The organism is Streptomyces sp. TG1A-8 (assembly GCF_030499535.1).
In the GTDB taxonomy this organism is placed as follows: Bacteria; Actinomycetota; Actinomycetes; order Streptomycetales; family Streptomycetaceae; genus Streptomyces.
Genome location: NZ_JASTLB010000001.1, coordinates 1,154,909 through 1,176,409 on the forward strand (window position 1 = coordinate 1,154,909; position 21,501 = coordinate 1,176,409).

General features: G+C 74.3%; 19 protein-coding genes and 1 tRNA gene. 5 read left to right on the forward strand and 15 right to left on the reverse strand.

Features of this window, described 5'->3' with window-relative positions:
- Positions 1 to 133: 133 nt before the first annotated feature.
- Positions 134 to 1,321 (reverse strand): thiolase family protein, encoded by a 1,188-nt coding sequence (locus tag QQY24_RS04630; RefSeq protein ID WP_301971374.1) that lies wholly within the window; start codon positions 1,319 to 1,321, stop codon positions 134 to 136.
- Between the two features lie 372 nt (positions 1,322 to 1,693).
- On the opposite strand from QQY24_RS04630, the gene QQY24_RS04635 reads away from it, so the two are divergent.
- Positions 1,694 to 2,179, forward strand: coding sequence for a Dps family protein (locus QQY24_RS04635; protein ID WP_301971375.1), 486 nt, complete (start codon positions 1,694 to 1,696; stop codon positions 2,177 to 2,179).
- 282 nt (positions 2,180 to 2,461) lie between these two features.
- Here QQY24_RS04635 and QQY24_RS04640 read toward each other — a convergent pair whose 3' ends face one another.
- Complete coding sequence (locus tag QQY24_RS04640) at positions 2,462 to 3,328, reverse strand: Cof-type HAD-IIB family hydrolase (protein ID WP_301971376.1); 867 nt, start codon at positions 3,326 to 3,328, stop codon at positions 2,462 to 2,464.
- A 193-nt stretch (positions 3,329 to 3,521) separates the two neighbouring features.
- On the opposite strand from QQY24_RS04640, the gene QQY24_RS04645 reads away from it, so the two are divergent.
- Both QQY24_RS04645 and QQY24_RS04650 read left to right on the forward strand, forming a co-directional pair.
- A complete protein-coding gene (locus QQY24_RS04645) occupies positions 3,522 to 4,331 on the forward strand; it encodes an SAM-dependent methyltransferase (RefSeq protein WP_301971377.1) in 810 nt (269 codons plus the stop codon).
- Positions 4,332 to 4,568: 237 nt separating this feature from the next.
- Positions 4,569 to 5,096 carry an NUDIX hydrolase family protein gene (locus QQY24_RS04650; protein ID WP_301976149.1) on the forward strand — a complete coding sequence of 176 codons (528 nt, stop codon included), beginning with the start codon at positions 4,569 to 4,571 and terminating at the stop codon, positions 5,094 to 5,096.
- A gap of 88 nt (positions 5,097 to 5,184) precedes the next feature.
- Here QQY24_RS04650 and QQY24_RS04655 read toward each other — a convergent pair whose 3' ends face one another.
- The 4 genes from QQY24_RS04655 to QQY24_RS04670 form a co-directional block, all read right to left on the reverse strand.
- Positions 5,185 to 6,972 carry a serine hydrolase domain-containing protein gene (locus tag QQY24_RS04655; RefSeq protein WP_301971378.1) on the reverse strand — a complete coding sequence of 596 codons (1,788 nt, stop codon included), beginning with the start codon at positions 6,970 to 6,972 and terminating at the stop codon, positions 5,185 to 5,187.
- A gap of 167 nt (positions 6,973 to 7,139) precedes the next feature.
- The gene (locus QQY24_RS04660) at positions 7,140 to 8,282 is read right to left on the reverse strand and encodes a glycoside hydrolase family 3 N-terminal domain-containing protein (protein WP_301971379.1); all 1,143 of its coding nucleotides are present in this window, start codon (positions 8,280 to 8,282) and stop codon (positions 7,140 to 7,142) included.
- Positions 8,283 to 8,750: 468 nt separating this feature from the next.
- On the reverse strand, positions 8,751 to 9,635 hold the full coding sequence (locus tag QQY24_RS04665; protein ID WP_301971380.1) for a GH25 family lysozyme: 885 nt from the start codon (positions 9,633 to 9,635) through the stop codon (positions 8,751 to 8,753).
- A 913-nt stretch (positions 9,636 to 10,548) separates the two neighbouring features.
- A tRNA-Pro gene (locus tag QQY24_RS04670) sits at positions 10,549 to 10,622 on the reverse strand.
- 124 nt (positions 10,623 to 10,746) lie between these two features.
- Between QQY24_RS04670 and QQY24_RS04675 the strand changes: the two genes are divergently transcribed.
- Together QQY24_RS04675 and QQY24_RS04680 are read left to right on the forward strand one after the other, a co-directional pair.
- A complete protein-coding gene (locus tag QQY24_RS04675; protein ID WP_301971381.1) occupies positions 10,747 to 11,454 on the forward strand; it encodes a transketolase in 708 nt (235 codons plus the stop codon).
- Between the two features lie 18 nt (positions 11,455 to 11,472).
- Positions 11,473 to 12,390 (forward strand): transketolase family protein, encoded by a 918-nt coding sequence (locus tag QQY24_RS04680; protein WP_301971382.1) that lies wholly within the window; start codon positions 11,473 to 11,475, stop codon positions 12,388 to 12,390.
- Between the two features lie 190 nt (positions 12,391 to 12,580).
- On the opposite strand, the gene QQY24_RS04685 is transcribed toward QQY24_RS04680, so the two are convergent.
- The 9 genes from QQY24_RS04685 to QQY24_RS04725 form a co-directional block, all read right to left on the reverse strand.
- Complete coding sequence (locus tag QQY24_RS04685; RefSeq protein WP_301971383.1) at positions 12,581 to 12,937, reverse strand: MmcQ/YjbR family DNA-binding protein; 357 nt, start codon at positions 12,935 to 12,937, stop codon at positions 12,581 to 12,583.
- Between the two features lie 354 nt (positions 12,938 to 13,291).
- Complete coding sequence (locus QQY24_RS04690) at positions 13,292 to 14,194, reverse strand: LysR family transcriptional regulator (RefSeq protein ID WP_301971384.1); 903 nt, start codon at positions 14,192 to 14,194, stop codon at positions 13,292 to 13,294.
- A gap of 31 nt (positions 14,195 to 14,225) precedes the next feature.
- Positions 14,226 to 15,419: a glycine C-acetyltransferase gene (locus QQY24_RS04695; RefSeq protein WP_301971385.1), complete on the reverse strand. Its 1,194-nt coding sequence runs from the start codon at positions 15,417 to 15,419 to the stop codon at positions 14,226 to 14,228.
- 35 nt (positions 15,420 to 15,454) lie between these two features.
- Positions 15,455 to 16,483 carry an L-threonine 3-dehydrogenase gene (gene tdh / locus QQY24_RS04700; RefSeq protein WP_301971386.1) on the reverse strand — a complete coding sequence of 343 codons (1,029 nt, stop codon included), beginning with the start codon at positions 16,481 to 16,483 and terminating at the stop codon, positions 15,455 to 15,457.
- A gap of 177 nt (positions 16,484 to 16,660) precedes the next feature.
- Positions 16,661 to 17,272, reverse strand: a complete 612-nt coding sequence (locus tag QQY24_RS04705; RefSeq protein ID WP_301971387.1) for a GAF domain-containing protein — start codon at positions 17,270 to 17,272, stop codon at positions 16,661 to 16,663.
- An 88-nt stretch (positions 17,273 to 17,360) separates the two neighbouring features.
- Positions 17,361 to 17,960 carry an ATP/GTP-binding protein gene (locus tag QQY24_RS04710; RefSeq protein WP_301971388.1) on the reverse strand — a complete coding sequence of 200 codons (600 nt, stop codon included), beginning with the start codon at positions 17,958 to 17,960 and terminating at the stop codon, positions 17,361 to 17,363.
- Positions 17,938 to 18,315 carry a DUF742 domain-containing protein gene (locus tag QQY24_RS04715; RefSeq protein WP_301971389.1) on the reverse strand — a complete coding sequence of 126 codons (378 nt, stop codon included), beginning with the start codon at positions 18,313 to 18,315 and terminating at the stop codon, positions 17,938 to 17,940. Before QQY24_RS04715 ends, QQY24_RS04710 begins: the two co-directional genes overlap by 23 nt.
- Entirely contained in the window at positions 18,312 to 18,746 is a 435-nt protein-coding gene (locus QQY24_RS04720; protein ID WP_301971390.1) for a roadblock/LC7 domain-containing protein, read from the reverse strand. Before QQY24_RS04720 ends, QQY24_RS04715 begins: the two co-directional genes overlap by 4 nt.
- 86 nt (positions 18,747 to 18,832) lie before the next feature.
- Positions 18,833 to 21,160, reverse strand: coding sequence for an ATP-binding protein (locus QQY24_RS04725; protein WP_301971391.1), 2,328 nt, complete (start codon positions 21,158 to 21,160; stop codon positions 18,833 to 18,835).
- Positions 21,161 to 21,501 lie beyond the last annotated feature (341 nt).

Sequence of the window (21,501 nt, forward strand, 5' to 3'; positions counted from 1 at the left end):
GCAGCAGCAGCTGCACCCCGCCCACGACCGTCGCGGCGATCACCAGGCGTTCGAAGGTGTCGGTACGGCCGTCCCGGGGCCCCCCGTCCGGCCCGCGGCCCCGTCCGGGATCACCGCAGGGGGCCGCCTTCGCTCAGTTCCTCTCCACCAGCACCGCGCTGCCCTGTCCCACGCCCACGCACATGGTCGCCAGCCCCCGGCCGGCGCCCGTGCGCCGCATGCGGTGCAGCAGGGTGGTGAGGATGCGGGCGCCGGAGCAGCCGAGGGGGTGGCCGAGGGCGATGGCGCCGCCGGTGGGGTTCACCAGCTCGGGGTCGATGCCCAGCTGGTCGACGCACGCGAGTGCCTGGGCGGCGAACGCCTCGTTGAACTCGGCCTCCTGGAGGTCGCCGACCTGCCAGCCGGCCCGGGCCAGCGCCTTGCGGGTGGCGGGGACCGGACCGATGCCCATCACGTCGGGGTGGACGCCCGCCGAGGCGCCGGCGACGTAACGGCCCAGGGACTCCAGGCCCAGCCCCTCCAGGGCGTCCTCACTGACCAGCAGGAGCCCCGCGGCGCCGTCGTTCATCGGCGAGGCGTTGCCCGCCGTGACGGTGCCCCCGGTGCGGAAGACCGGCTTGAGGCGGGACAGCTTCTCCAGGGAGGTGTCCTCGCGGACGCACTCGTCCTGCTCGACCACGATGCCGTCCGGGCGCTCGACGGGCAGGAGCTCGTCGGCGAAGTGGCCGTCCCTGCGGGCGGCGGCGGCCCGCTGGTGGCTGCGCAGGGCGAACGCGTCCTGGCGCTCGCGGGAGACGCCGTGCCGTTCGGCGACCTCCTCGGCGGTCTCGCCCATGGCCAGCAGGCCGTGCAGCTCCTTCATCGCCGGGTTGACCAGCCGCCAGCCCAGGCGGGTGTCGTACGTCTCCATGCGCTGCGGCAGGGCCTCGTCGGGGCGGGGCAGGACGAAGGGGGCGCGGCTCATGGACTCCGAGCCGCCCGCGAGCACGATGTCGGCCTCGCCCGCGGCGATGGTGCGGGCGGCGGCGGTGACCGCTTCGAGGCCGGAGGCGCACAGCCGGTTGACGGTGGCGCCGGGCACGCTCTCGGGCAGGCCGGCCAGCAGCGCGGCCATGCGGGCCACGTTGCGGTTGTCCTCGCCGGCCTGGTTGGCGGCGCCCCAGTAGACGTCGTCGATCCGGGCGGGGTCGAGTGCGGGCACGTCGGCGACCAGGCGGCGGATCACGGTGGCCGCCAGGTCGTCGGGCCGGACGGACGACAGGGCTCCGCGCAGCTTGCCGATGGGGGTGCGGCGGGCGGCCGCGAAGTGGACGGGACGCACGGCTGGGACTCCTGACCGACGACGCTGGGGATCCGCACGGACCGGGTGGACCGCGGCGATTAATTAGCACTGCTAGTTTTGAATATAGACCTCCGCCCGGCTCCCTGGGAAGGTCCCCCCGGCCCTCCGCCGCCACCGGGCGGCCCCGCCCAGGAGAGCGGCCCGCAGCGCCCGCGAGGCGGGCGGTACGGGCGTCCCCGGGAGGGCGGACGGCTTCCCGGATCGGTTGCCGCCCCGCTGGTCAAGCACGTTTGCGCCCCCTCACGCCGGGCATCCGCGCCCCATGACCCACGGGGCCGCGGTCGCCGCCCGTGCGGGCCCGGCCGACCGCGCGTGTCCCCGGCAGAACACGACGAAGGGAAGAACCACGCCATGACCGTGGTGAAGAGCACCCTGTCCGAGGAGGCGCTCCGCGTCACCGGGACCGCCCTGCAGGAGACCCTGGTGGACCTGCTCGGGCTGTCACTGGTCGGCAAGCAGGCGCACTGGAACGTCGTGGGTCCGCGCTTCCGGTCGGTCCACCTCCAGCTGGACGAGGTGGTCGCCACCGTCCGCGCCCACTCCGACACCGTCGCCGAACGCGCCGCCGCGCTGGGGGTCTCCCCCGACGGCCGGCCCGAGACCATCGCCGCGACGTTCGCGCTGCCCGGCGCCAAGGAGGGCTGGCTGCGCGACACCGAGGCGGTGGAGCTGCTGGTGTCGGCCCTGGAGACGGCCATCGGGCGGCTGCGCGAGCGCATCGCCCAGACCGAGGAGGCCGACCCGGTCACCCAGGACCTGCTGATCGCCGTCACCGCCGACCTGGAGAAGCAGCGCTGGATGTTCGAGGCGGAGAACTGGCCCCGCGACGAGAAGTGACCCGCCCGCGACCGGCCGCACGCCCCCGTACGGCGACACGAGGGGCGGCACCACGGCCGACGCGCCCGAACCCGCCGCGCCGCGGGAGGACTTCCGCGGCGCGGCGGGACGACGCGGGCCTCGGCGCACAGCGGCGGGCACGGGTGCGCGGCGCGTGGTGAACCGCCGCGGCCCGGCAACCGGGACTCCGGGCCGCCCCCGGAACCGGCTGCGCCCCGCCCGGACCGGCTACGACGGCTACGACGGCTACGACGGCTACGACGGCTACGACGGCTACGACGGCTACGACGCCAGGGATATGTCCATCACCCGGGCGATCGTCCGCAGCACCCCGTTGTCGTTGTTGGACGGGGCGAGGTGGCGCGCGCGCCGGACGACGTCCGGGTGGGCGTTGGCCATGGCGAAGGACCAGTCGGCCGCGTCCAGCATCTCCAGGTCGTTGAGGTAGTCGCCGAAGACCATGGTCTGCGCGGACGTGATGCCCAGTTCACGCTGCAGGGCGCGCAGGGCCGCGCCCTTGTTGGCGGTGCGGTTCATGACGTCGACCCAGTGCTCCCCGGAGACCACGACCCGGTGCGTGGCGGCGAAGTCCCGCAGCGCCGCGGCGGTGCGGCGCTCGGCGGACCCGAAGTCGAACAGCGCCACCTTGATCACGTCGTCGTCCACGGCGGTGACGTCCTCCACGACCCGGTGCTCGACGTAGTACCGGCGCACCTCCGCCAGGAACGCCGCGTCCGTCCGCTCCACGTACGCCGACCGCTTGCCGCAGACCACGGCGCCCACGTCGACGCCGTCCGCGGCCAGCCGGCGCACCCTGCGGGCGACGTCCGCGGCGACGGAGGGGTCGAGCGGGTCGGAACTCAGCTCCACCCCGTCACGCACCACGTAGGTGCCGTTCTCCGCGATGAACACCATGCCCTCGGCGACGTCGGCGAACTGCCGGGCCAGCGTGGCGTACTGGCGGCCGCTCGCCGGGCTGAACAGCACTCCGCGGCGGCGCAGTTCGCCCAGCAGGGGCCACAGGCCGCCGGGGATCCGCTTGGCATCGTCCAGCAGTGTGCCGTCCATGTCGGTGACGACGAGCCGGATGCCGGCCGGGCCGGACCGCGGGGCGGGGACGTCGAGGAGGGGCGCGGGCGTGGCGGACATGGCCTGCTTCCGGTCGGGGGCGGGTTGCGGGTCCCAGTGTTCCTCATGTGTTCGGAGGCGCCGGCGCGGCGGGGCGGGGGCGTCCGGCCGGGTCCGCAGGGTGCCGGCGCGGTCACGCTGCGGTGTTCCCGGGACAACACGATCGACGGGCGGCACAATGACGGCGGACACCGCACGTGAGAAGGGCGACGACGTGAGCGAAAGCCGACCCCCGACGACCGGTCCGGCCGGGCCGAACACCTCGGTGGCGCACAACGCGCGGGTCTGGAACTACTGGATCGGCGGCAAGGACCACTACGAGGTCGACCAGCGGGTCGGCGAGCACGTCGCGGGCCTGTTCCCGGTGATCCGGCAGGTCGCCCGGGCGGACCGGGAGTTCCTGAGGCGTGCGGTCCGCTTCCTGACCGCCGAGCGCGGGATGCGCCAGTTCCTCGACGTCGGCACCGGGCTGCCGACGGTGGACAACACGCACGAGATCGCCCAGCGGATCGCGCCCGAGTCCCGGATCGTGTACGTCGACAACGACCCGATCGTGCTGGTGCACGCCCGTTCCCTGCTCACCAGTTCCCCCGAGGGGGTCACGGACTACATCGACGCCGATGTGCGCGACCCGGAGTCGATCGTCCAGCGCGCCGCACGGACCCTCGACCTGGACCGGCCGGTGGCGGTGATGATGCTGGGCATCCTGAACTTCGTCCTGGACACCGACGAGGCCCGGGACGTCGTGCGGCGGCTCATGGCGGCGGTGCCCTCCGGCAGCCACCTGGTGCTCACCCACCCGACGTTCGACGCCGAGGTGGGGGGCGAGGGCAACGTCGCCGCGATGGAGTTCTGGAACGCCAACGCCACTCCGCCGATCACCGCCCGCGGCCACGCCGAGATCGCCGCCTTCCTCGACGGCCTGGACCTGGTCGAGCCGGGCCTGGTGCCGTGCTCGCAGTGGCGTGCGGAGGACTCCCCCGCGGCGGTGCCGCAGTTCGGCGCGGTGGCCGTGAAGCCCTGACCCCGGCCGCGCGGCGCCGGGCCCGCCGAGGAGGACGTGCGACCACCGCGTCCGGCGGAGCGCGGCCCGCCCCCGCACTCCCGGGTGCGCGCCGCCGGCTCGGGCCCACCCGACGCCCCGCGCACCGCGCCCCCGCGGCGGCCTCGGCTCCCGCCGCCCTTACGCACCACCCGCCCCCGATCCGGCCCGCTCCCAACGGGCGCCCCACCCGGAAAGTATGATCTAGCAATGTCTGACATGACCGACACCACGCCCGGCTGGCTGACCACGGACGAGCTGGAAATGGCCAGGGCCCGTATGCCGATCCTGTACGTCGAGGCCGTGCCGGTGCGCGTGGACGACAGCGGCGAAGTCACCAGCATCGGACTGCTGCTGCGCATCGGCCCGGACGGAACGGTCAGCCGGACCCTGGTGTCCGGCCGTGTCCTGCACCACGAGCGGGTCCGGGACGCGCTGCTGCGGCACCTGGAGAAGGACCTCGGCCCGGTCGCCCTCCCCCGCGTCCCCGCCTCGCTGCAGCCGTTCACGGTCGCCGAGTACTTCCCGACGGTGGGCGTCACCCCGTACCACGACCCGCGCCAGCACGCCGTGTCCCTGGCCTACGTCGTCCCGGTCACCGGTGACTGCCGCCCCCGCCAGGACGCGCTGGACCTGGTGTGGTTCAGCCCCCGGGAGGCCGCCTCCGCGGCCGTGCAGAGTGAGATGCCGGGCGGCCACGGGGCCCTGCTGAAGCAGGCGCTGGCGCACGTGGGGCTCGTGTCCTGAGACCGCGGCGGGATCCCCGGAGTCCCCGGACACCACGGGGGCTCCGGGCCGACGGGCCGACGGGCCGACGGGCCGACGGGCCGACGGCTCAGGGACGGCCGTGCGCGGGCAGTCGCCGCCAGCCGTCGGACGTGAGGGCGGCGTGCGGGCGGTCGCCGTCCAGCAGGATCCGCGAGCCGTCGGTGACCTCGATCCCGGCGAGGTTCACGCCGCGCCCCTCGTAGACGTGGTCGGTGGTGTACCGCCAGCGCAGCCGCACGCCGCCGCCCGCCTGCGGCACCTCGGCGTGCACCTTCCACCAGGCCCGCACCGCCTGGCCGGAGAGGGCGGGGACCTCGCCGGAGGGCGCGCCCGTGCCGGTCGCCCGCAGGGGCACCGCACTCCAGGTGCCGCCGTCGCCGGTGCTCGCCTCCAGGACGAGGCGGTCGGTGGGCTCGGTGTTGACGAACGTGGTGAAGTCCACGCCCACCGGGCCGGAGGCGGTCAGCCCTCCGGTGGTCAGGGTGCTGGTGGTGTCCCCCGCCTGGCCCGAGTACCAGGAGCGGCCGTGACCGGGCGCCTCGACCGGCAGCGCCTTGGCGAGGGCCTGCGCGATCTCCCGCCGGGCCGCGTTGGTGGACGGGGTGCTGCGGGTCGGGTGGACGCGGTTGGTCAGCAGGATCACGAACGACCGGGAGGCCGGGTCGATCACCAGCGACGTTCCGGTGAAGCCGGTGTGGCCGAGCGTCCCCGGCCCGGACAGGCCGCCCATGTACCAGATCTGGTCCAGCTCGAAGCCCAGGCCGTGCGAGTCGTCCGGGAAGGCCTGGTTGAAGTTCCGCTCCATCAGCTCCACGCCGCGTTCGCCGAGGATGCGGTGTCCGCGGTACACGCCGCCGTTCAGGATGGCCTGCGCCAGCACCGCGAGGTCGTCGACGGTGGAGAAGACCCCGGCGTGGCCCGCGACCCCGCCCAGCGACCAGGCGTTCTCGTCGTGCACGGAGCCGCGCACCATGCCGCGCGCCGGGTCCGCCTCGTACTCGGTGGCGGCGATCCTGGGCAGCTCGGACGCCGGCGGGTTGTAGCCGGTGTCGGTCATGTGCAGCGGCCCGGTGATCCGCTCGCGCACCAGGGCGTCCAGCGGTTCGCCGGTCACCTTCTCCAGGACCAGCTGCATGCCGAGCATGTTCAGGTCGGAGTAGAGGTAGGTGGTGCCGGGCCGGTTGACCGGCTTCGCGTCGAGGATCGCCTGCCGGCGCGACGGGACGTCGGGATAGCCCTTCCACAGCGACGGCACGGGGTCGGCGCCGAAGCCCGAGGTGTGGGTGAGCAGTTGCCCGACGGTGATTCCGTCCTTGCCGTTGCGCTCGAACCCGGGCAGGTAGTGGGCCACCGGCGTGTCGAGGTCGAGCCGGCCCGCCTCCAGTTGCTGCACGGCCAGGAGCGAGGTGAACAGCTTCGACAGCGACGCCAGGTCGTAGATGGTGTCGGTGCGGGCCGGCACCCACTGGTCCGCGGGGAGTTCGGTGGTGGCGTCCGCGTACTTCACCGCGTAGCCCGAGGCGCTGCGGTGCACCACGGTGCCGTCGTGCACCATCAGGCTGGTGGCACCGGGGAACAGGTGGTTCGCCCCGCTCGCCGGGTCCTCCCAGGTGGTGAGGGCGCGCTGGAACGCCTCGATGGGCGCGGGGTCGAGGCCCGCCCGGCCGGGCGAACCGGGGTGCAGCACGGTGTCCGCCGGGGCGAACCCGGTGTGGGGCCGGTCGAACCGGCTGTCGTGGTGCGCCACCCGGGCGGCGGTGCTCCCCGGGGAGGCGACGGTGCCGGCGGTGGCGCTCGCGGGGTTCGCGAGCGCGGCCAGCAGCGCCGTCGCCGTGAAGTACGCAGGAATCCGCATAGAGACCTTCATCGGTGGGAGGGGGTGCGGGGCACGGGCACGCCCCGCCACCGGTGGCGGGGCGTGCCCGTGCCGCGGCCGGCGCCGGCCGCGGCACGGGTGGGCCGGATCCGCGGCGTTCGCGGTGGCACCGGCGCCGCGGGCCCGGCGCCACCGTGCGGTGACCGTCAGGCCAGGCTGTTGCGGAGGGCGTTGACACGCAGCGCCCCCGCGTCGAAGGCGGCCCCGTCGAGGGTGCCGGCCGCCAGGGCGTCACGCAGCGCGGCCACGGCGTCGTGCCCCTGGTCGGAGTCGCGGGCCGAGCACAGGATCAGGTCCATGCCCGCCGCGGCGGCCGCCACCGCGCGCTCCGCCACGCCGCCGTAGTTCGCGAGTGCCCCGGCCTCCAGGGCGTCGGTGATCGTCACACCCCTGAAGCCGAGCCGGTTGCGCAGTTCACCGACCACGGTCGGGGACAGGCCGGCGGGCCGGGCGGCGTCCAGTGCGGGGTAGATCGCCCAGGAGAGCATGACCAGCTTCACCCCGGCGGAAATCGCCGCCTGGTACGGCACCTCGTCGACGCTGCGCAGCGTGGACGCGGACGTGGTGAGGGTGACGGCCCTCAGGTCGGTGTTCTGGCTCGCCGAAGCGGGACCGAGACCGGGGAAGTGCTTGGCGGTGGCCGCCACCCCGGCGTTCTGCTGCGCGGTGACGAACGCCGAGCCGCAGGTGCCGACCACGCTCGGGACCGTGCTGTACGACCGCTCGTACTGGTCCTCGAAGTCACCGGCCGTGCGGTACACGTCGAGCACCGGCGCCAGGTTGACGTTCATGCCGACGCCCGCGAGGTTCTCGCCCGCGCCCGTGCCGGTGTACGCCGCCTCCCCCCTCGGGTCGGACGAGGAGCCGACGTCCTTGGCGGACAGCACCGGCTCACCGGGCAGACGGCGCACCATGCCGCCCTCCTGATCGGTCATCAGGAGCAGCGGGGCCTTGACGGGGGCGGACGCGTTCGCCTGGTTCATCTTCTGGATGACGCCCTTGATCTGGCTCAGGCTCTGGATGTTCTCCCCGAAGAAGATCACCCCGGCCGCGCGGCCCCCGCTGATGGCGTCCATCAGCTGGGTCGGGGGCGTGAGCCCGGGGTAGGAGTAGATGACGCGCTGCCCGGCGCGCTGGGCCGGGGTCAGGCCGGTCAGCGGCGACCGCGTCGCCCAGGGAGGGCGCACGGCCGCGTCCGCCCGGCCGGCCAGACCGAGGCCGCCGGCCAGCGCCGCCGTCCCGGCGAGCAGGGCGCCGCGTCTACTGAGGGGCCGTTTTGCCGTGCTCATGACATTATCTCCTTCGCGAACTGCCGTATGCCCGGCCGGTTCCGGTGCGGGGAGCGTCCTCGCCGATCCGCGACGTCCACGGTGAAGGAAACTTCCCCCTTCCCACAAGGGCCGAGAAAGTAATTTTCAGGTCCGCCGCCGCGGGGCCACGGAAATCCGTTCGCTCCGCATCGGGGAGTCCGGGCAGCCGCGCCCGGGGTGCGACCGCGCTTGCACGACGCACGGGAGGCCCGCTCCGGGCAGCCGCCGAACCGCGCCCTCCCGGGGAGCCGGACGCGCGCGTGCGGCCCGAACCCATCGCCGGATCCGCCCCCCTCGGCGGCCGGGCCGTTCCCCGTGCGCCTGCGGATCGTCGGGCCGCGCCCCGCGACCGCTCCCCCGGCGAGCGGACGACGACCGGCTGCCTCCCCTTCCGGCCGCGCCGCGACCGGACGCCCCGGGTGCGGCCGCCGGGCGCTCAGGCCGCCGTCACGGGGTGTTGTTGGCCAGGGCGAGCAGGCGCGAGCGGTCGCCGCTGAAGCGGTCGCGGTCCACGTTCCCGGAGACGCCGCTCACCGAGCCCGTGGAGGAGTACTGCCAGACGGTCCAGTACGGGAATCCGCTGGGGATGTTCGGGCTGCTCGCGGTGGTCCAGTGGGCGACCCACAGCGGGCTCCTGGAGGACATGCCGCTCCAGCCGCCGGTGCAGGAGTTCCACCAGCTCGGGCTGGTGTAGATCACCACGTCGCGGCCGGTGCGGGCCTTGTACGTGTTGTAGAAGTCCAGGATCCACGACTGCATCGACGCGGCCGACTTGCCGTAGCAACTGCCCTCGATGTCCAGCACGCCGGGCAGGGTCAGGTTGTCGCGGGACCAGGCACCGCCGTTGCCGGCGAAGAAGGCCGCCTGTGTCGCGCCGCTGGAGAGGTCCGGTCGCGCGAAGTGGTACGCACCCCGGATCACGCCGGCGTTGTAGGCGTTCAGGTAGTTGGCGCTGAAGTTCGGGTCCTTGTACGAGGTGCCCTCGGTCGCCTTCACCCAGGCGAACTCGATGCCCGCGCCGCGGACCGCGCTCCAGTTGATCGCGCCCTGGTAGTGGGAGACGTCGATGCCCGCGGGGTTCGCCATCAGGTCCGCGCCCGGCGCGTCCTCCAGGTGCAGCTGCCGGCTGTCCGGTGTGAAGCCCTTGCTGTCCTGGACGTAGCCGACGCCCATGTAACCCTGGCCCAGCGGCACGGCGCCGCCGGACGGCAGCGGCTTCGCGGAGGCGGTGCCCACCGCCGTGCCCAGGGACAGCGCCACGCTCGCGCCGACGACGCCGGCCGCAGTGAGTCTTCGCTGCACGGACTTCGCGGGAAGGAATCGGGAGAACAAGGTTTCCTCCTGGTACTCGGGGCGGATGCGGATGTGCCGGTCGGTGCTTCGGTGCGGTGGTTCCCCTCGCGTCCGCCCCGGAGCGGACGCGGCCCGAGGGCGCGGGGACCCCCGCGGCGCGTTCACGCCCAAGTGGGCGGAACGCGCCGGCGAGCGGAGGAGATCCGGTGGAGCGGACAGAACCGGTGGAGCGGCTGGAACCGGTGGAGCGGCTGGCGCATCCCGGCGAGGGGGGACCCGCGTGTCGGCCTCCACCGAGACGTCTACGCGCGTCTACTTGATGCGTACGCGTCACATTGGGCCACGAGGGCGCAGGCGCAGTAAAGAGGTTTCCGGCTTTCTTTATGGTCTAGACAACACTGCACCGCGACTAGCTGCGGAAACGGCAGGGCCCCGGTGGACATTTTCACGATGGCCAAAAGAAGCCGCCTCATTCCCGTCAAAGAACGTGAACGGCGCACGGCGTCCACCGGGGCCCGCACCACGGGCGGACACGCCGACTGCGCCTGGCCGCGTGGCCCGAAACCGGTGCACGGGACACCACCGGGCACGCGTCCACCGGTGCCCCCCTCCGCCGGACACCGCCCGGGAAGGCCGGTCAAGGGACCGCACGGGTCGGCCCGACCCCTTTCCCCGCCGTCGCGAGGCGTGCCGGATCCGGCGCAGCGCGCACCGGACCCGCTCCGCGCGGGCCACCGTCGGAAACGCGCCATCCCCGCCCCGGGAGGGCGGCCGCGTGCGCCCGCCCGTGCCGCCGACCGCCGACGGTCCCGCCGGCCGGTCGGGGCGCATCCCGCTCGCGGCCACCCGTCGGCCCCGGCCGGGGGCGCCGGTCCCCGGCCGGCCCCGGAAACGGCGGAGGGGTCGTTCCGGATCACTCCGAAACGACCCCTCGGCCTACGACTCGTTCGAGTCGGGACGACAGGATTTGAACCTGCGACCCCTTGACCCCCAGTCAAGTGCGCTACCAAGCTGCGCCACGTCCCGATGCCGCTTGACCTGGGGTTTCCCCGGTCGAAACGCGCAGGGAAACAATACCGCACTCGAGTCGGTGGTCGCGCCCCCGCTCCGGGTTGACCTCAAGTTTGGTTGAGGTTGCACGATCGTCCGCATGACGATCGCAGCGGACGACAGCCGTACGTACGGCCATGACGATCTGTACGGACTGATGGGACTCATGACGGGGGACGAGAAGCACGACCCCGCGGCCACCTCCACCCTCGACGTGCTGTGGGTGCTGTACGACCGGGTGCTGCGGGTCACGGCGGAGCGGAGGGACGACCCCGCCCGGGACCGGTTCCTGCTGAGCAAGGGGCACGGGCCGATGGCCTACTACGCGGTGCTGGCGGCGAAGGGCTTCGTGCCCGTCGCGTGGCTGCCCGGCTTCGGCTCGTACGACTCCCCGCTCGGGCACCACCCCGACCGGGTGCTGGTGCCGGGGGCCGAGATCGGCAGCGGGTCGCTCGGGCACGGGCTGCCGATCGCCGTGGGCACCGCGCTCGGGCTGCGGGTCCAGGGGCTGCCCGGGCCGGCCGTGTGGGTGCTGATCGGGGACGGCGAACTGGACGAGGGCAGCAACCACGAGGCGATCGCCTTCGCCGGACCGGCCGGGCTGGACCGGCTGCACACCGTCGTCGTCGACAACTCCTCCGCCAGCCACGCCCGGCCCGGCGGGATCGCCGCCCGGTTCGGGGCCGCGGGCTGGTCGGTGATGACCGTCGACGGGCGTGATCACGACGCGCTGTACGCCGCGTTCACCGCTCCCCATCCGCGGCGCCCGCACGTGGTCGTGGCCCGCGTCGAGCCCAAGAACGCCTGACCCGGAAAGGGGTCCTCCATGGAGACCATGCGCGACCGTTTCGCCCCCGTCGTCTCCCGGCTGCTGGACGAGGACCCGCGGGTCGTGGTCCTCCTCGCCGAGATCGGCAGGGACGCCCTCACCGGGGCCGCGCGCCGTCACCCCGACCGGGTGATCAACGTCGGCATCCGCGAGCAACTGCTGGTCGGCGCCGCGGCCGGGCTGGCGCTCACCGGGCTGCGGCCCGTCGTCCACACCTTCGCCAGTTTCCTCGTGGAACGGCCCTTCGAACAGGTCAAACTGGACCTGGGGCACCAGGACACGGGGGCGGTGCTGGTGAGCGCGGCGGCCTCCTTCGACTGGCCGGCCGGCGGCCACACCCACATGGCCCCCGGTGACGTGGCGCTCCTGGACACCCTGGACGGCTGGACCGTACACGTCCCCGGGCATCCCGACGAGGCCGAGACGCTGCTGCGGCACGCCGTCGCCGCCGGTGACGACAAGGTGTACGTCCGGCTCTCGCTCCAGTCCAACCGGACCGGGCGGGCGGTCGACGGCGCGCGCCTGCGCACGCTCCGCGAGGGCCGGGCCGCGGTGGTCGTCGCGGTCGGGCCGGTCCTGGACGCCGTGCTCGCGGCCACGGAGGGCCTGGACACGACCGTGCTGTACGCGACGACCGTACGGCCCCTCGACGCGGCCGGGCTGCGCCGGGCCACCCGGGCGGCGGCCGCGGACGTCGTGCTGGTCGAGCCGTACCTGGCGGGGACGTCGACGGCCGCCGTGAGCGAGGCGCTCACCGACGTTCCGCACCGGGTGCTGGGACTCGGCGTCGGCCGCCGCGAGCTGCGCCGCTACGGCACCGTCGAGGAGCACGTGGCCGCGCACGGGCTGGACGCCGGAAGCCTGCGGGAGCGGATCACCGGATTCCTCGGTGGGCGGGCGGCGGCACGGGGCTGATCCGGTGCCCGGGAGGGACGCGCGCACGGGTGTGCCGCGCGCCGGGGCGGCGCCGGGCCGGGTGGCCGCGGTGCGCGCGGGTGCCACCGCCGACGGGCGGGCGCCTGCCCGCGGGGCGCCGGTGCGGGGCCCCGCGGCGCTTGTGCCGGGCGGGACCGTGCCACCCGCACCGCCGCCCGCCGGGGGCTTTTCAGCGGCCGGACAGCCCCAGCCCGGGGTGGGCCTCCAGCAGCCGGGGCGGGGCCGCCTGGCGCCAGGAGTCGGCGAGGATGTCACGCAGTTCGTCCTCGTCCTCCAGTGCGGCGAGCCGGGCCCTCACCCAGGCGAACTGGGCCTCGTGGGCGGCGATCCAGAACTTGTCCGGCTCGGCCAGCACCAGTTCGTCACGCTCCTCCCTGGGGCAGCGCACGGCGAGGGACGTCTCGTTCTCCGGGAGCGTGGCGAACATCTTCCCGGCCACCCGGAAGGTGGGCATGCTCCAGGCGGTCTTCTCCGTGGTGTCCGGCAGGGACAGGGCGATACGGCGTGCGTCTTCGGCGTACGGCATGCCGGGCACGGTAGCCCGTGCCACTGACAGTCACCCGGCGGCCGGTTCGAGGCGCTGGTAGTACAGCGTCGTGGGGCGCAGGGCGCCGGCGGCACGTGGCGGGCCTCCCCGGAGCCGGTACCGCGGAACCGGGCCGGTCCGGGCAGGCGCGTCCGCGGGCGGTCGCCGGCCCCGGCACGGTGCTCCGCCCGGCCGTCGGTCACGGTGGGCGTGCCGGACGGCACCCGCGGGCGCTGTTCCGGACCGGGCGCGGGAGGCCCGGCGCCGGTCCGGGCGTCGACGGGGCCGGGCCCCTGGTCCTCGCGCCCCGTCCCGGCAGGTGTCCTGGAACGGGGCGGGGAGGTCACGGCCGCCTCACTCCTGCGCCACCTCGCCCAGCGCCCGCAGCACCGGCCGGATCAGCGGGTGCCCCTCGGCTCCCCGCCGCACGGCCGCGAAGACCCGGCGGGTGGGGACGACGCCGTCGACCGGGCGGACGACGACGGCGGTGAGGTCCATGCCGCGCAGGGCGGAGCGGGGGACGAGGGCGACGCCGGCGCCGGCCGAGGCGAGGGCGACGACAGCGCGGAAGTCGTCGGAGGAGTGCTCGAAGCGCGGCTGGTACCCCGCGCTCTCACAGGCCAGGACGGCCACGTCGTGGCACGGGTTGCCCGGGAAGGGGCCGATCCACGGGTCCTTGGCCAGCTCGGCGAGGGGCACCTCGCCGGCGTCCGCGAGGCGGTGGCCGACCGGGACCACCACGTCGAACGGCTCGGCGTACAGCGGGACGTGGGTGAGGCGGGGGTCGTCGGCGGGCGGCGCTCCCCGGTACTCCACCGCGACGGCCACGTCCACCTGCCGGTCCAGGACCATGGGCAGGCTTTCGTCCCCCTCGGCGTCCTGCACGCGCATGCGGATGCCGGGCGCGGATCCGGCGAGACGGGCCACGGCGGGCGCCACGACCTGGGCGATGCCGGTCGCGAACGCCGCCACGGTGACCGTGCCGGCCTCCCCCGAACCGTAGGCCGCCAGTTCCGCCTCGGCCCGCTCCAGCTGGGCGAGGACCGCGTTGGTGTGGCTGAGCAGGATCTCGCCCGCCGGGGTGAGCCGTACGCCCCGGGCGCCGCGCTCGACCAGCCGGTGGCCGGTCTCCTGCTCCAGGGCCGTCAGCTGCTGCGAGACGGCCGACGGGGTGAGGTACAGCGCGGCGGCCGCCGCCGTGACCGTGCGGTGGTCGGCCACCGCACGGAGGATGTGGAGCCGCCGCGCCTCGATCATGCTCCCCAGTATCCCAGGGTGTCCGCGCTGGTCAGGTCGCCAGTTCCGCGCGGGCCGCGACGAAGGCGGCCACGGCACGGTCGACGTCGTCCGCGGAGTGCGCGGCGGACAGCTGGACGCGGATGCGGGCCCGGCCCTGCGGGACGACCGGGTAGGAGAAGCCGATCACGTACACGCCCCGCTCCAGCAGCAGCTCCGCCATCCGGGCCGCCTCGGCGGCGTCGCCGATCATGACGGGGGCGATGGCGTGGTCGCCGGGGAGGATGTCGAAGCCCTCCTCGGTCATCCGGCGGCGGAACAGGGCGGTGTTCTCGGCGAGCCGGACGCGCAGGTCGTCGGCCGACTCCAGCAGGTCCAGGACCTTCAGGGAGGCGGCGGCGATCACCGGGGCGAGGGTGTTGGAGAACAGGTACGGGCGGGAGCGCTGGCGCAGCAGGGCGACGATCTCCGCGCGGGCGGCGACATAGCCGCCGGACGCGCCGCCGAGGGCCTTGCCGAGGGTGCCGGTGACGATGTCGACGCGGTCCATGACGCCGTGCAGCTCGGGGGTGCCGCGGCCGGTCGGGCCGACGAAGCCGACGGCGTGGGAGTCGTCCACCATGACCATCGCGTCGTAGCGGTCGGCCAGGTCGCAGATCTCGCGCAGGGGCGCCACGTAGCCGTCCATGGAGAAGACGCCGTCGGTGACGATCAGCCGGCGGCGCGCGTCCCCGGCCTCCTTCAGCCTGGCCTCCAGGTCCGCGAGGTCGCGGTTGGCGTAGCGGAGGCGGCGGGCCTTGGACAGGCGGATGCCGTCGATGATGGAGGCGTGGTTGAGGGCGTCGGAGATCACCGCGTCCTGTTCACCGAGCAGGGTCTCGAAGACGCCGCCGTTGGCGTCGAAGCAGGAGGAGTACAGGATCGTGTCCTCCTGGCCGAGGAAGGCCGACAGCCGCGCCTCCAGCTCCTTGTGCACCTCCTGGGTGCCGCAGATGAAGCGCACGGAGGCCATGCCGTAGCCCCAGCGGTCCAGGGCCTGGTGGGCGGCGGCGATCACCTCGGGGTGGTCGGCGAGGCCGAGGTAGTTGTTGGCGCAGAAGTTGAGGACCTCGCCGGGGCGGCCGCCGGCGGTGACGCCGACGGTCGCGGACTGCGGGGTGCCGATGACCCGCTCGGGCTTGTGCAGGCCGGCGGCGCGGATCTCGTCGAGGGTGGCGCGCAGGTCGTCGCGTACGGTGTCGAACACGGAAGGGCTCCTGAAGGTGCTGGCGGAGGGGCGGGTCACACGGTCCAGTCGAGGATGATCTTGCCGCCGGTGCCGCTCGCGGCGTCGGCGAAGGCCGCCTCGAAGTCCTGGTAGCCGTACCGCCCGGTGATCACGGGGGCGAGGTCCAGGCCGCCCTCCAGCAGTACGGACATCGCGTACCAGGTCTCGAACATCTCCCGGCCGTAGATCCCCTTGAGGGTGATCATCGAGGTGACGATCCGGGCCCAGTCGACCGGGAACTCCTGGGAGGGCAGCCCGAGCACGGCGATCCGGCCGCCGTGCGTCATGTTGGTGATCATGTCGCGCAGGGCCTCGGGACGGCCGGACATCTCCAGGCCGATGTCGAAGCCCTCGCGCAGCCCCAGCGCCTGCTGGCCGTCGGCGATGGCGGAGCGGGAGACGTTCAGGGCGAGGCTCACGCCGATCTTGCGGGCCAGCTCCAGGCGCTCCTCGCTGACGTCGGTGATGACGACGTTGCGGGCGCCGGCGTGGCGGGCCACGGCGGCGGCCATCAGCCCGATCGGACCGGCGCCGGTGATCAGCACGTCCTCGCCGACCAGCGGGAAGGACAGTGCGGTGTGCACGGCGTTGCCGAACGGGTCGAAGATCGCCGCGACGTCGAGGTCGACGGGCACGCGGTGCACCCAGACGTTGGACGCGGGCAGCGCGACGTACTCGGCGAACGCGCCGTCCCGGCCCACGCCGAGGCCGACGGTGGCCCGGCACAGGTGGCGCCGCCCGGCCAGGCAGTTGCGGCACTTGCCGCACACCAGGTGCCCCTCGCCGCTGACCCGGTCGCCGACCCGGATGTCGGCGACGTCGGGCCCGACCTCCACGACCTGCCCGACGAACTCGTGCCCGAGCACGAGCGGCGTGCGGATCGCCTGCTGGGCCCAGCCGTCCCAGGCCCGGATGTGCAGGTCGGTGCCGCAGATGCCGGTCCGCATGACCTTGATCAGTACGTCTGCGGGCCCGACGGCGGGCTCCGGGACGTCCGCGAGCCGGAGGCCGGGCTCCGCCTTCTCCTTGACCAGCGCCTTCAACGCTACGGCTCCTGTGGGTGAGGTCCCGGCCGCGGGCATGCCGAAGGCGCCCGCGGCCGGGTCGGAGGGGTGGAATCACCCTGCAATCTGCCGTATCCGCGGATCCGTGGTCCATCGAGCTTTTCTTAACCGCCGCCTCAGTTGCGCTTCACGCCCGCGGCCCACCCGGTCCCGTCCTCAGATCGGCAGCCCGTCGGTCGCGGACCGCTCCAGGCGCACGGCGAGGTCGGCGGCCAGCGCCTTGATGGTCTCCAGACCCGTCCTCCCCCAGGCCCGCGGAGCGGTGTCGGCCGCGCACACGGTGCCGAGCGCCATGCCGAAGCTGTCGATGAGCGGGGCGCCGAGGTAGGCGTGGATGCCGTACTCGTCGACGACCGGGTTGCCGGCGAAGCGCGGATAGTCCCGGACGTCCTCCAGCACCAGTGCCTTGCGGCGCACCACCACGTGCGGGCAGAAGCCGTGGCCGCGCGGCAGGACGCGGCAGGCCTCGGGTCCGCCGTCGTCCGCCCGCGTCCACGGCGCGCTCACGGGGGTGTCCACGGGAGCACTTACGGGAGTGCTCACGGGGGTGCTCAGGCCGGCGAGGAACTGACGGTCCTCGCCGATGAAGTTGACCGTGGCGTACGGCGCGCCGGTGAGCCGGGCGAGGTGGCCGGCGAAGGCGTCGAGGGCGGGTTCGGGCCGCTGTCCCAGGCCGAGCCGGCGCAGCCGGGAGGTGCGGGCGGGGGCCTCCCTGTCCTCGGGGGTGAGCAGCAGCCCCCGGACGGGCCGGGGCGGCTTGTAACTCATGGCCGGGCTCCGTCGCCGGGGACGTACCTCGTGTCTCCGCGGCTGTAGGCGTACCTCATATACGGACTCCGTGGGCGATAGGGCGGTATTACATGTGGGCGCCATGGCTCGGCGCAGGCGCCGGGGCGTGGGCGAGGAGGTGGCGCACGAGGGTGAGCAGGGTCTGCACCCCGGAGCTGGAGATCCGGGCGTCGCAGCGGACGACCGGGGTCTCGGTGCCGAGGTCGAGGGCCGCGCGGATCTCCTCCGGGTCGTAGCGGTGGGCGCCGTCGAACTCGTTGACGGCGATGACGAAGCCGAGTCCGCGCTCCTCGAAGAAGTCGACGGCGGCGAAGCACTCCTGCAGACGGCGGGTGTCGGCGAGGACGACCGCTCCGAGGGCGCCCGCGGACAGCTCGTCCCACATGAACCAGAACCGCTCCTGTCCCGGCGTGCCGAACAGGTACAGGACGTGCTCCGGGTCGAGGGTGATGCGGCCGAAGTCCATGGCCACCGTCGTCTCGACCTTGTCCTCGATGCCGTCGAGGTTGTCCGTGGCGGCGCCGGCCGTGGTGAGCAGTTCCTCGGTGCTCAGCGGGGCGATCTCGCTGACCGCTCCCACGAACGTCGTCTTGCCGACCCCGAACCCGCCGGCCACCAGGATCTTGAACGCGGTGGGGAACGGGTCAGAGCTGTCGTCGTAGTCCATCGAGCACTGCCTCCAGCAGAGACCGGTCAGTGGGTGTGTGGTGGAAGGCGGGGGGCCTGGTGGTCAGCACCCCGCAGTCGACGAGGTCGGAGAGCAGCACCTTGGTGACGACGGCGGGCAGTGCGAGGTGCGCGGCGACCTCGGCGACCGGGACCGGCCCGCGGCACAGGTCGAGTGCCCGGGCGTGCTCGGGGCCGAGGTGGCCGAGCGGGGTGGCCCCGGTGGCCATCACCTGGGACATCAGGTCCAGGGCGACGCTGGGCCTGGTGCGGCCGTTGCTGACGGTGAACGGGCGCACCAGGCGGCCGGCCGCGCCGTCCAGCCAGGGGCCGTCGCCGGCTGTGGCCGCGCTCAAGGCCTCATCGCCGCGGGGTCGGCGGCGTGCTGCCGGGGTGCGGTCACCAGGTAGGGGCGGACGCTCTTGACCAGCATGGCCATCTCGTAGCCGAGGACGGCGGCGTCGGCCTCGCGGCCGGCGAGGACGGCGAGGCAGGTGCCGGAGCCGGCGGTGGTGACGAACAGCAGCGTCGAGTCGAGTTCCACGACGACCTGGCGGACGTCCCCGCCGTCGCCGAAGCGGGCGCCCGCGCTGCGGCCGAGCGAGTACAGGCCGGAGGCCAGGGCCGCCATGTGGTCGGCGCTGTCGGGATCGAGTCCGTGCACGGACTTCACCAGTCCGTCGCAGGACAGGAGGACCGCGCTGGAGGTGTGTGGTACGCGCTGCACGAGGCCGCTCAGCAGCCAGTCGAGGTCGGATGCGTGGGCGGTCGGCGCATCGCTCGCCATGGTGGATCGACTCCTTGGGGTACGAAGGTCTGCGGGAGCACCGGGTGCGGGGGCGCTGGGTGCGGGGGCGGGCGCGGGGCGGGGGGTCATCCGGCCGGTGCGCTCCCGTCGGGTCGGCCGGTGCCTCCGGCGGCGGGCGTGCGCGTGTGTGCCCGGGGCGGGGGCACGGGGCTCACGGATGCCTGGTCCGGATGGGCCGCGGACTCCGTGGGGACGGACTCCGTGGGGGGTGGTGCGTCCATGGGGGCGGGGTCCGTGCGTTCCCTGTGGGGGGCATCCGTGTGTGCGGCGACCATGTGCGCCGCATCCAGACGTGCGGGCTCCAAGTGTGCGGATTCCACGCAGCCGCGCATCTCGTGCGGGGGCTGCGCCCAGGTGGGCGGCATCCGCGTGGGCAGCGTCCGCGGGGTCTCCCCCCTCCAGGGGAACTCCTCGCCGGACGGGTCCTCGCACCCCGCCTCGATGTGTCGGCGGACCCCGGCGAGTTCGATGCCGCGCTGGAAGGCCGCCATCAGGCCTGGATCGTGCCCCGGGGCGGTGTCGCTGTCCTGGCGGGGGGCGGGGCCGCCGCGCAACTGGGGGACGAGGTGCTCCTGGGCGCGGCGGCGGGGCAGCCGGGGCTTGTCCATGGTGCCGCGCACGGCTGTGCCGCCGCGCGGGAGGGACAGGGCGCCCGCGTGTGCCTCGACCGCCGGCCGGTCCCCGGGGCTGACGCCGGGCACCGCCTCGGCGGGGTTGGACCGGAGCTCGTGGGCGCCGCGCACGGGAAGCGGGGGCTGGGCGCCGGGTGTCTGCGCGCTCCTGCCGTGCTCGCCCCCGTTCCCGGCGGCTGCACCGCGTCCGCCGCGCTGGGCGTGCCGCCGCCGGCCGGCGGCCCGTGCCTGCCGGGTGCCGCTCCGCTCGCCGCCCCGCTCATCGGCCCGTTGAGCGGCCGGTGCCCGGTCCGTACGCACCCGCGCGGGTTCGGGGGGCCGCTCCCCCGCGGAGTCGGCGCCGTCGCCGGTGGGAGCGGGACCCGACTGCGCCCGTCCGGCAGCGGCGGGGGCCCCGCCCGCTCCGTCCGGCCTCTCCTGTCCCCTCCCGGCACCGACCAGGAGCTCGCCCGTGCCGTGCGGCAGCTGGGGCCGCGGCACCGGCGGCCGGCCGGTGACCGGGAGCTGCGACTGCGACTGCGACAGGCCGCAGTCCTCCGCACCGGGGGCGGCCGGGGGCGGCCCCAGCAGTTCCCGGGGGACGACGAGCACCGCCTGCACACCGCCGTAGATGTTGGTCTGCAGGCACACGGAGATGTTGTGCCGCCGGGCGAGCTGGGAGACGACGTAGAGGCCGATGCGGCCGTCGGCCAGCAGGCTGGCCACGTTGACCTGGTTCGGGTCGGCGAGCAGGGCGTTCATCCTGTGCTGTTCGCCGACGGACATGCCGAGCCCGCGGTCCTCGACCTCCACGGCGAGCCCGGAGGTGACCAGACTGGCGCGGAGCAGCACCTGGGTGTGCGGGGCGGAGAACACCGTGGCGTTCTCCACGAGTTCGGCCAGGAGGTGGATGACGTCGGCCACGGCGTGGCCACGCAGTTCGCCGTCGACGGGCGGGACGAGTTTGACCCGGGAGTACTGCTCGACCTCGGCGATGGCCGAGCGCAGCACCTCGGTCATGTCGACCGGGTTGCTCCACTGCCGCCGGGAGACGGCGCCGCCGAGCACGGCGAGGTTCTCCGCGTGCCGCCGGATGCGGGTGGCGAGGTGGTCGACGTGGAACAGGCCCTTGAGCAGGTCGGGGTCCTCGATCTCGTTCTCGAGGTCGTCGAGGAGGGAGATCTCCCGGTGCACCAGTGACTGCAGCCGCCGGGCGAGGTTGACGAAGACCTCCAGCTTCCGCTCGCTGCCCGCCTGGCTGGAGAGCTGGGCGGCCTGCAGGACGGCGGTGACGGCGCCGTCGTGCGCGCGGGCCAGGTCGGCGGCCAGGAGACCGAAGCCGTCGGTGCCCTCGGGCGGCCGGCGGCGCGGTCCGCGCTGCTCCGGTGCCTCTCCGCGCTGCAGTGCCCCGACGAGGGCGCGCAGTTCGGCCTCGCCGCGTGCGGTGCCGCGACGCAGGGCGGTGAGGCGGTCGGCGACCGACCGGGCCTCGCGGTCGGCGGCCACGACGGCGATCAGGATGCCGGTGGCGGCCACGACGACCGCTCCGGTGAGCACGGCCCACAGGCCGGGGCCGGGGCGCGCGCCGGTGGAGCGGATGACGAACAGCACGGCCGCGGTGGCGCCGAGGGCGACGGCGACGGACGGGAACACGGCGAGCCTCACGAGCCGGGGCCGTATGTGCGTCTCGGGCAGCGCGGGAGCGGGTCGGGCGGCCGGCCGCCCGTGCCGGCCGCCCTCGCGGCGGTCGGCACGGGCGGCCGGTGCACGGAGATGAGACATCTGCGTCCTCGTACTGGTCCGTCGGGCTGCCATTCGGACACTCACAGTAGGCGCCGGGACACCGTGCGCGGTGGGCAGTTGGCGAACTCCCCCACGAACGGCCCCACCCTGGTATGAGGTCTCGCACAGCAGAGCGGCGGCCACGCCGATCACGCGACAGGAAGTCGAAGAAGAGCGATCATCACTGATCAGACCCAGTCGAGAGGGAAGGAGCGGTCCGTGGGGCGGCCGCTCACCGCCGCCCCACGGACCGTTCCGTCCCGGGCCGGTGTCCGCCGGCGCTCGCCCGCGTGTGCCGTGCGCCCGGCTCTCGTCCCCTCCGCTCCCCCCGGCCTCTGTTA

What these genes read in the sequence shown, in the direction of transcription:
- QQY24_RS04635 (WP_301971375.1), top strand. Translation starts at nt 1,694, where the DNA reads ATGACCGTGGTGAAGAGCACCCTGTCCGAGGAGGCGCTCCGCGTCACC.
- QQY24_RS04640 (WP_301971376.1), bottom strand. Translation starts at nt 3,328, where the DNA reads ATGTCCGCCACGCCCGCGCCCCTCCTCGACGTCCCCGCCCCGCGGTCC.
- QQY24_RS04650 (WP_301976149.1), top strand. Translation starts at nt 4,569, where the DNA reads ATGACCGACACCACGCCCGGCTGGCTGACCACGGACGAGCTGGAAATG.
- QQY24_RS04655 (WP_301971378.1), bottom strand. Translation starts at nt 6,972, where the DNA reads ATGCGGATTCCTGCGTACTTCACGGCGACGGCGCTGCTGGCCGCGCTC.
- QQY24_RS04660 (WP_301971379.1), bottom strand. Translation starts at nt 8,282, where the DNA reads ATGAGCACGGCAAAACGGCCCCTCAGTAGACGCGGCGCCCTGCTCGCC.
- QQY24_RS04675 (WP_301971381.1), top strand. Translation starts at nt 10,747, where the DNA reads ATGACGATCGCAGCGGACGACAGCCGTACGTACGGCCATGACGATCTG.
- QQY24_RS04680 (WP_301971382.1), top strand. Translation starts at nt 11,473, where the DNA reads ATGGAGACCATGCGCGACCGTTTCGCCCCCGTCGTCTCCCGGCTGCTG.
- QQY24_RS04685 (WP_301971383.1), bottom strand. Translation starts at nt 12,937, where the DNA reads ATGCCGTACGCCGAAGACGCACGCCGTATCGCCCTGTCCCTGCCGGAC.
- QQY24_RS04690 (WP_301971384.1), bottom strand. Translation starts at nt 14,194, where the DNA reads ATGATCGAGGCGCGGCGGCTCCACATCCTCCGTGCGGTGGCCGACCAC.
- QQY24_RS04705 (WP_301971387.1), bottom strand. Translation starts at nt 17,272, where the DNA reads ATGAGTTACAAGCCGCCCCGGCCCGTCCGGGGGCTGCTGCTCACCCCC.
- QQY24_RS04710 (WP_301971388.1), bottom strand. Translation starts at nt 17,960, where the DNA reads ATGGACTACGACGACAGCTCTGACCCGTTCCCCACCGCGTTCAAGATC.
- QQY24_RS04720 (WP_301971390.1), bottom strand. Translation starts at nt 18,746, where the DNA reads ATGGCGAGCGATGCGCCGACCGCCCACGCATCCGACCTCGACTGGCTG.
- QQY24_RS04725 (WP_301971391.1), bottom strand. Translation starts at nt 21,160, where the DNA reads ATGTCTCATCTCCGTGCACCGGCCGCCCGTGCCGACCGCCGCGAGGGC.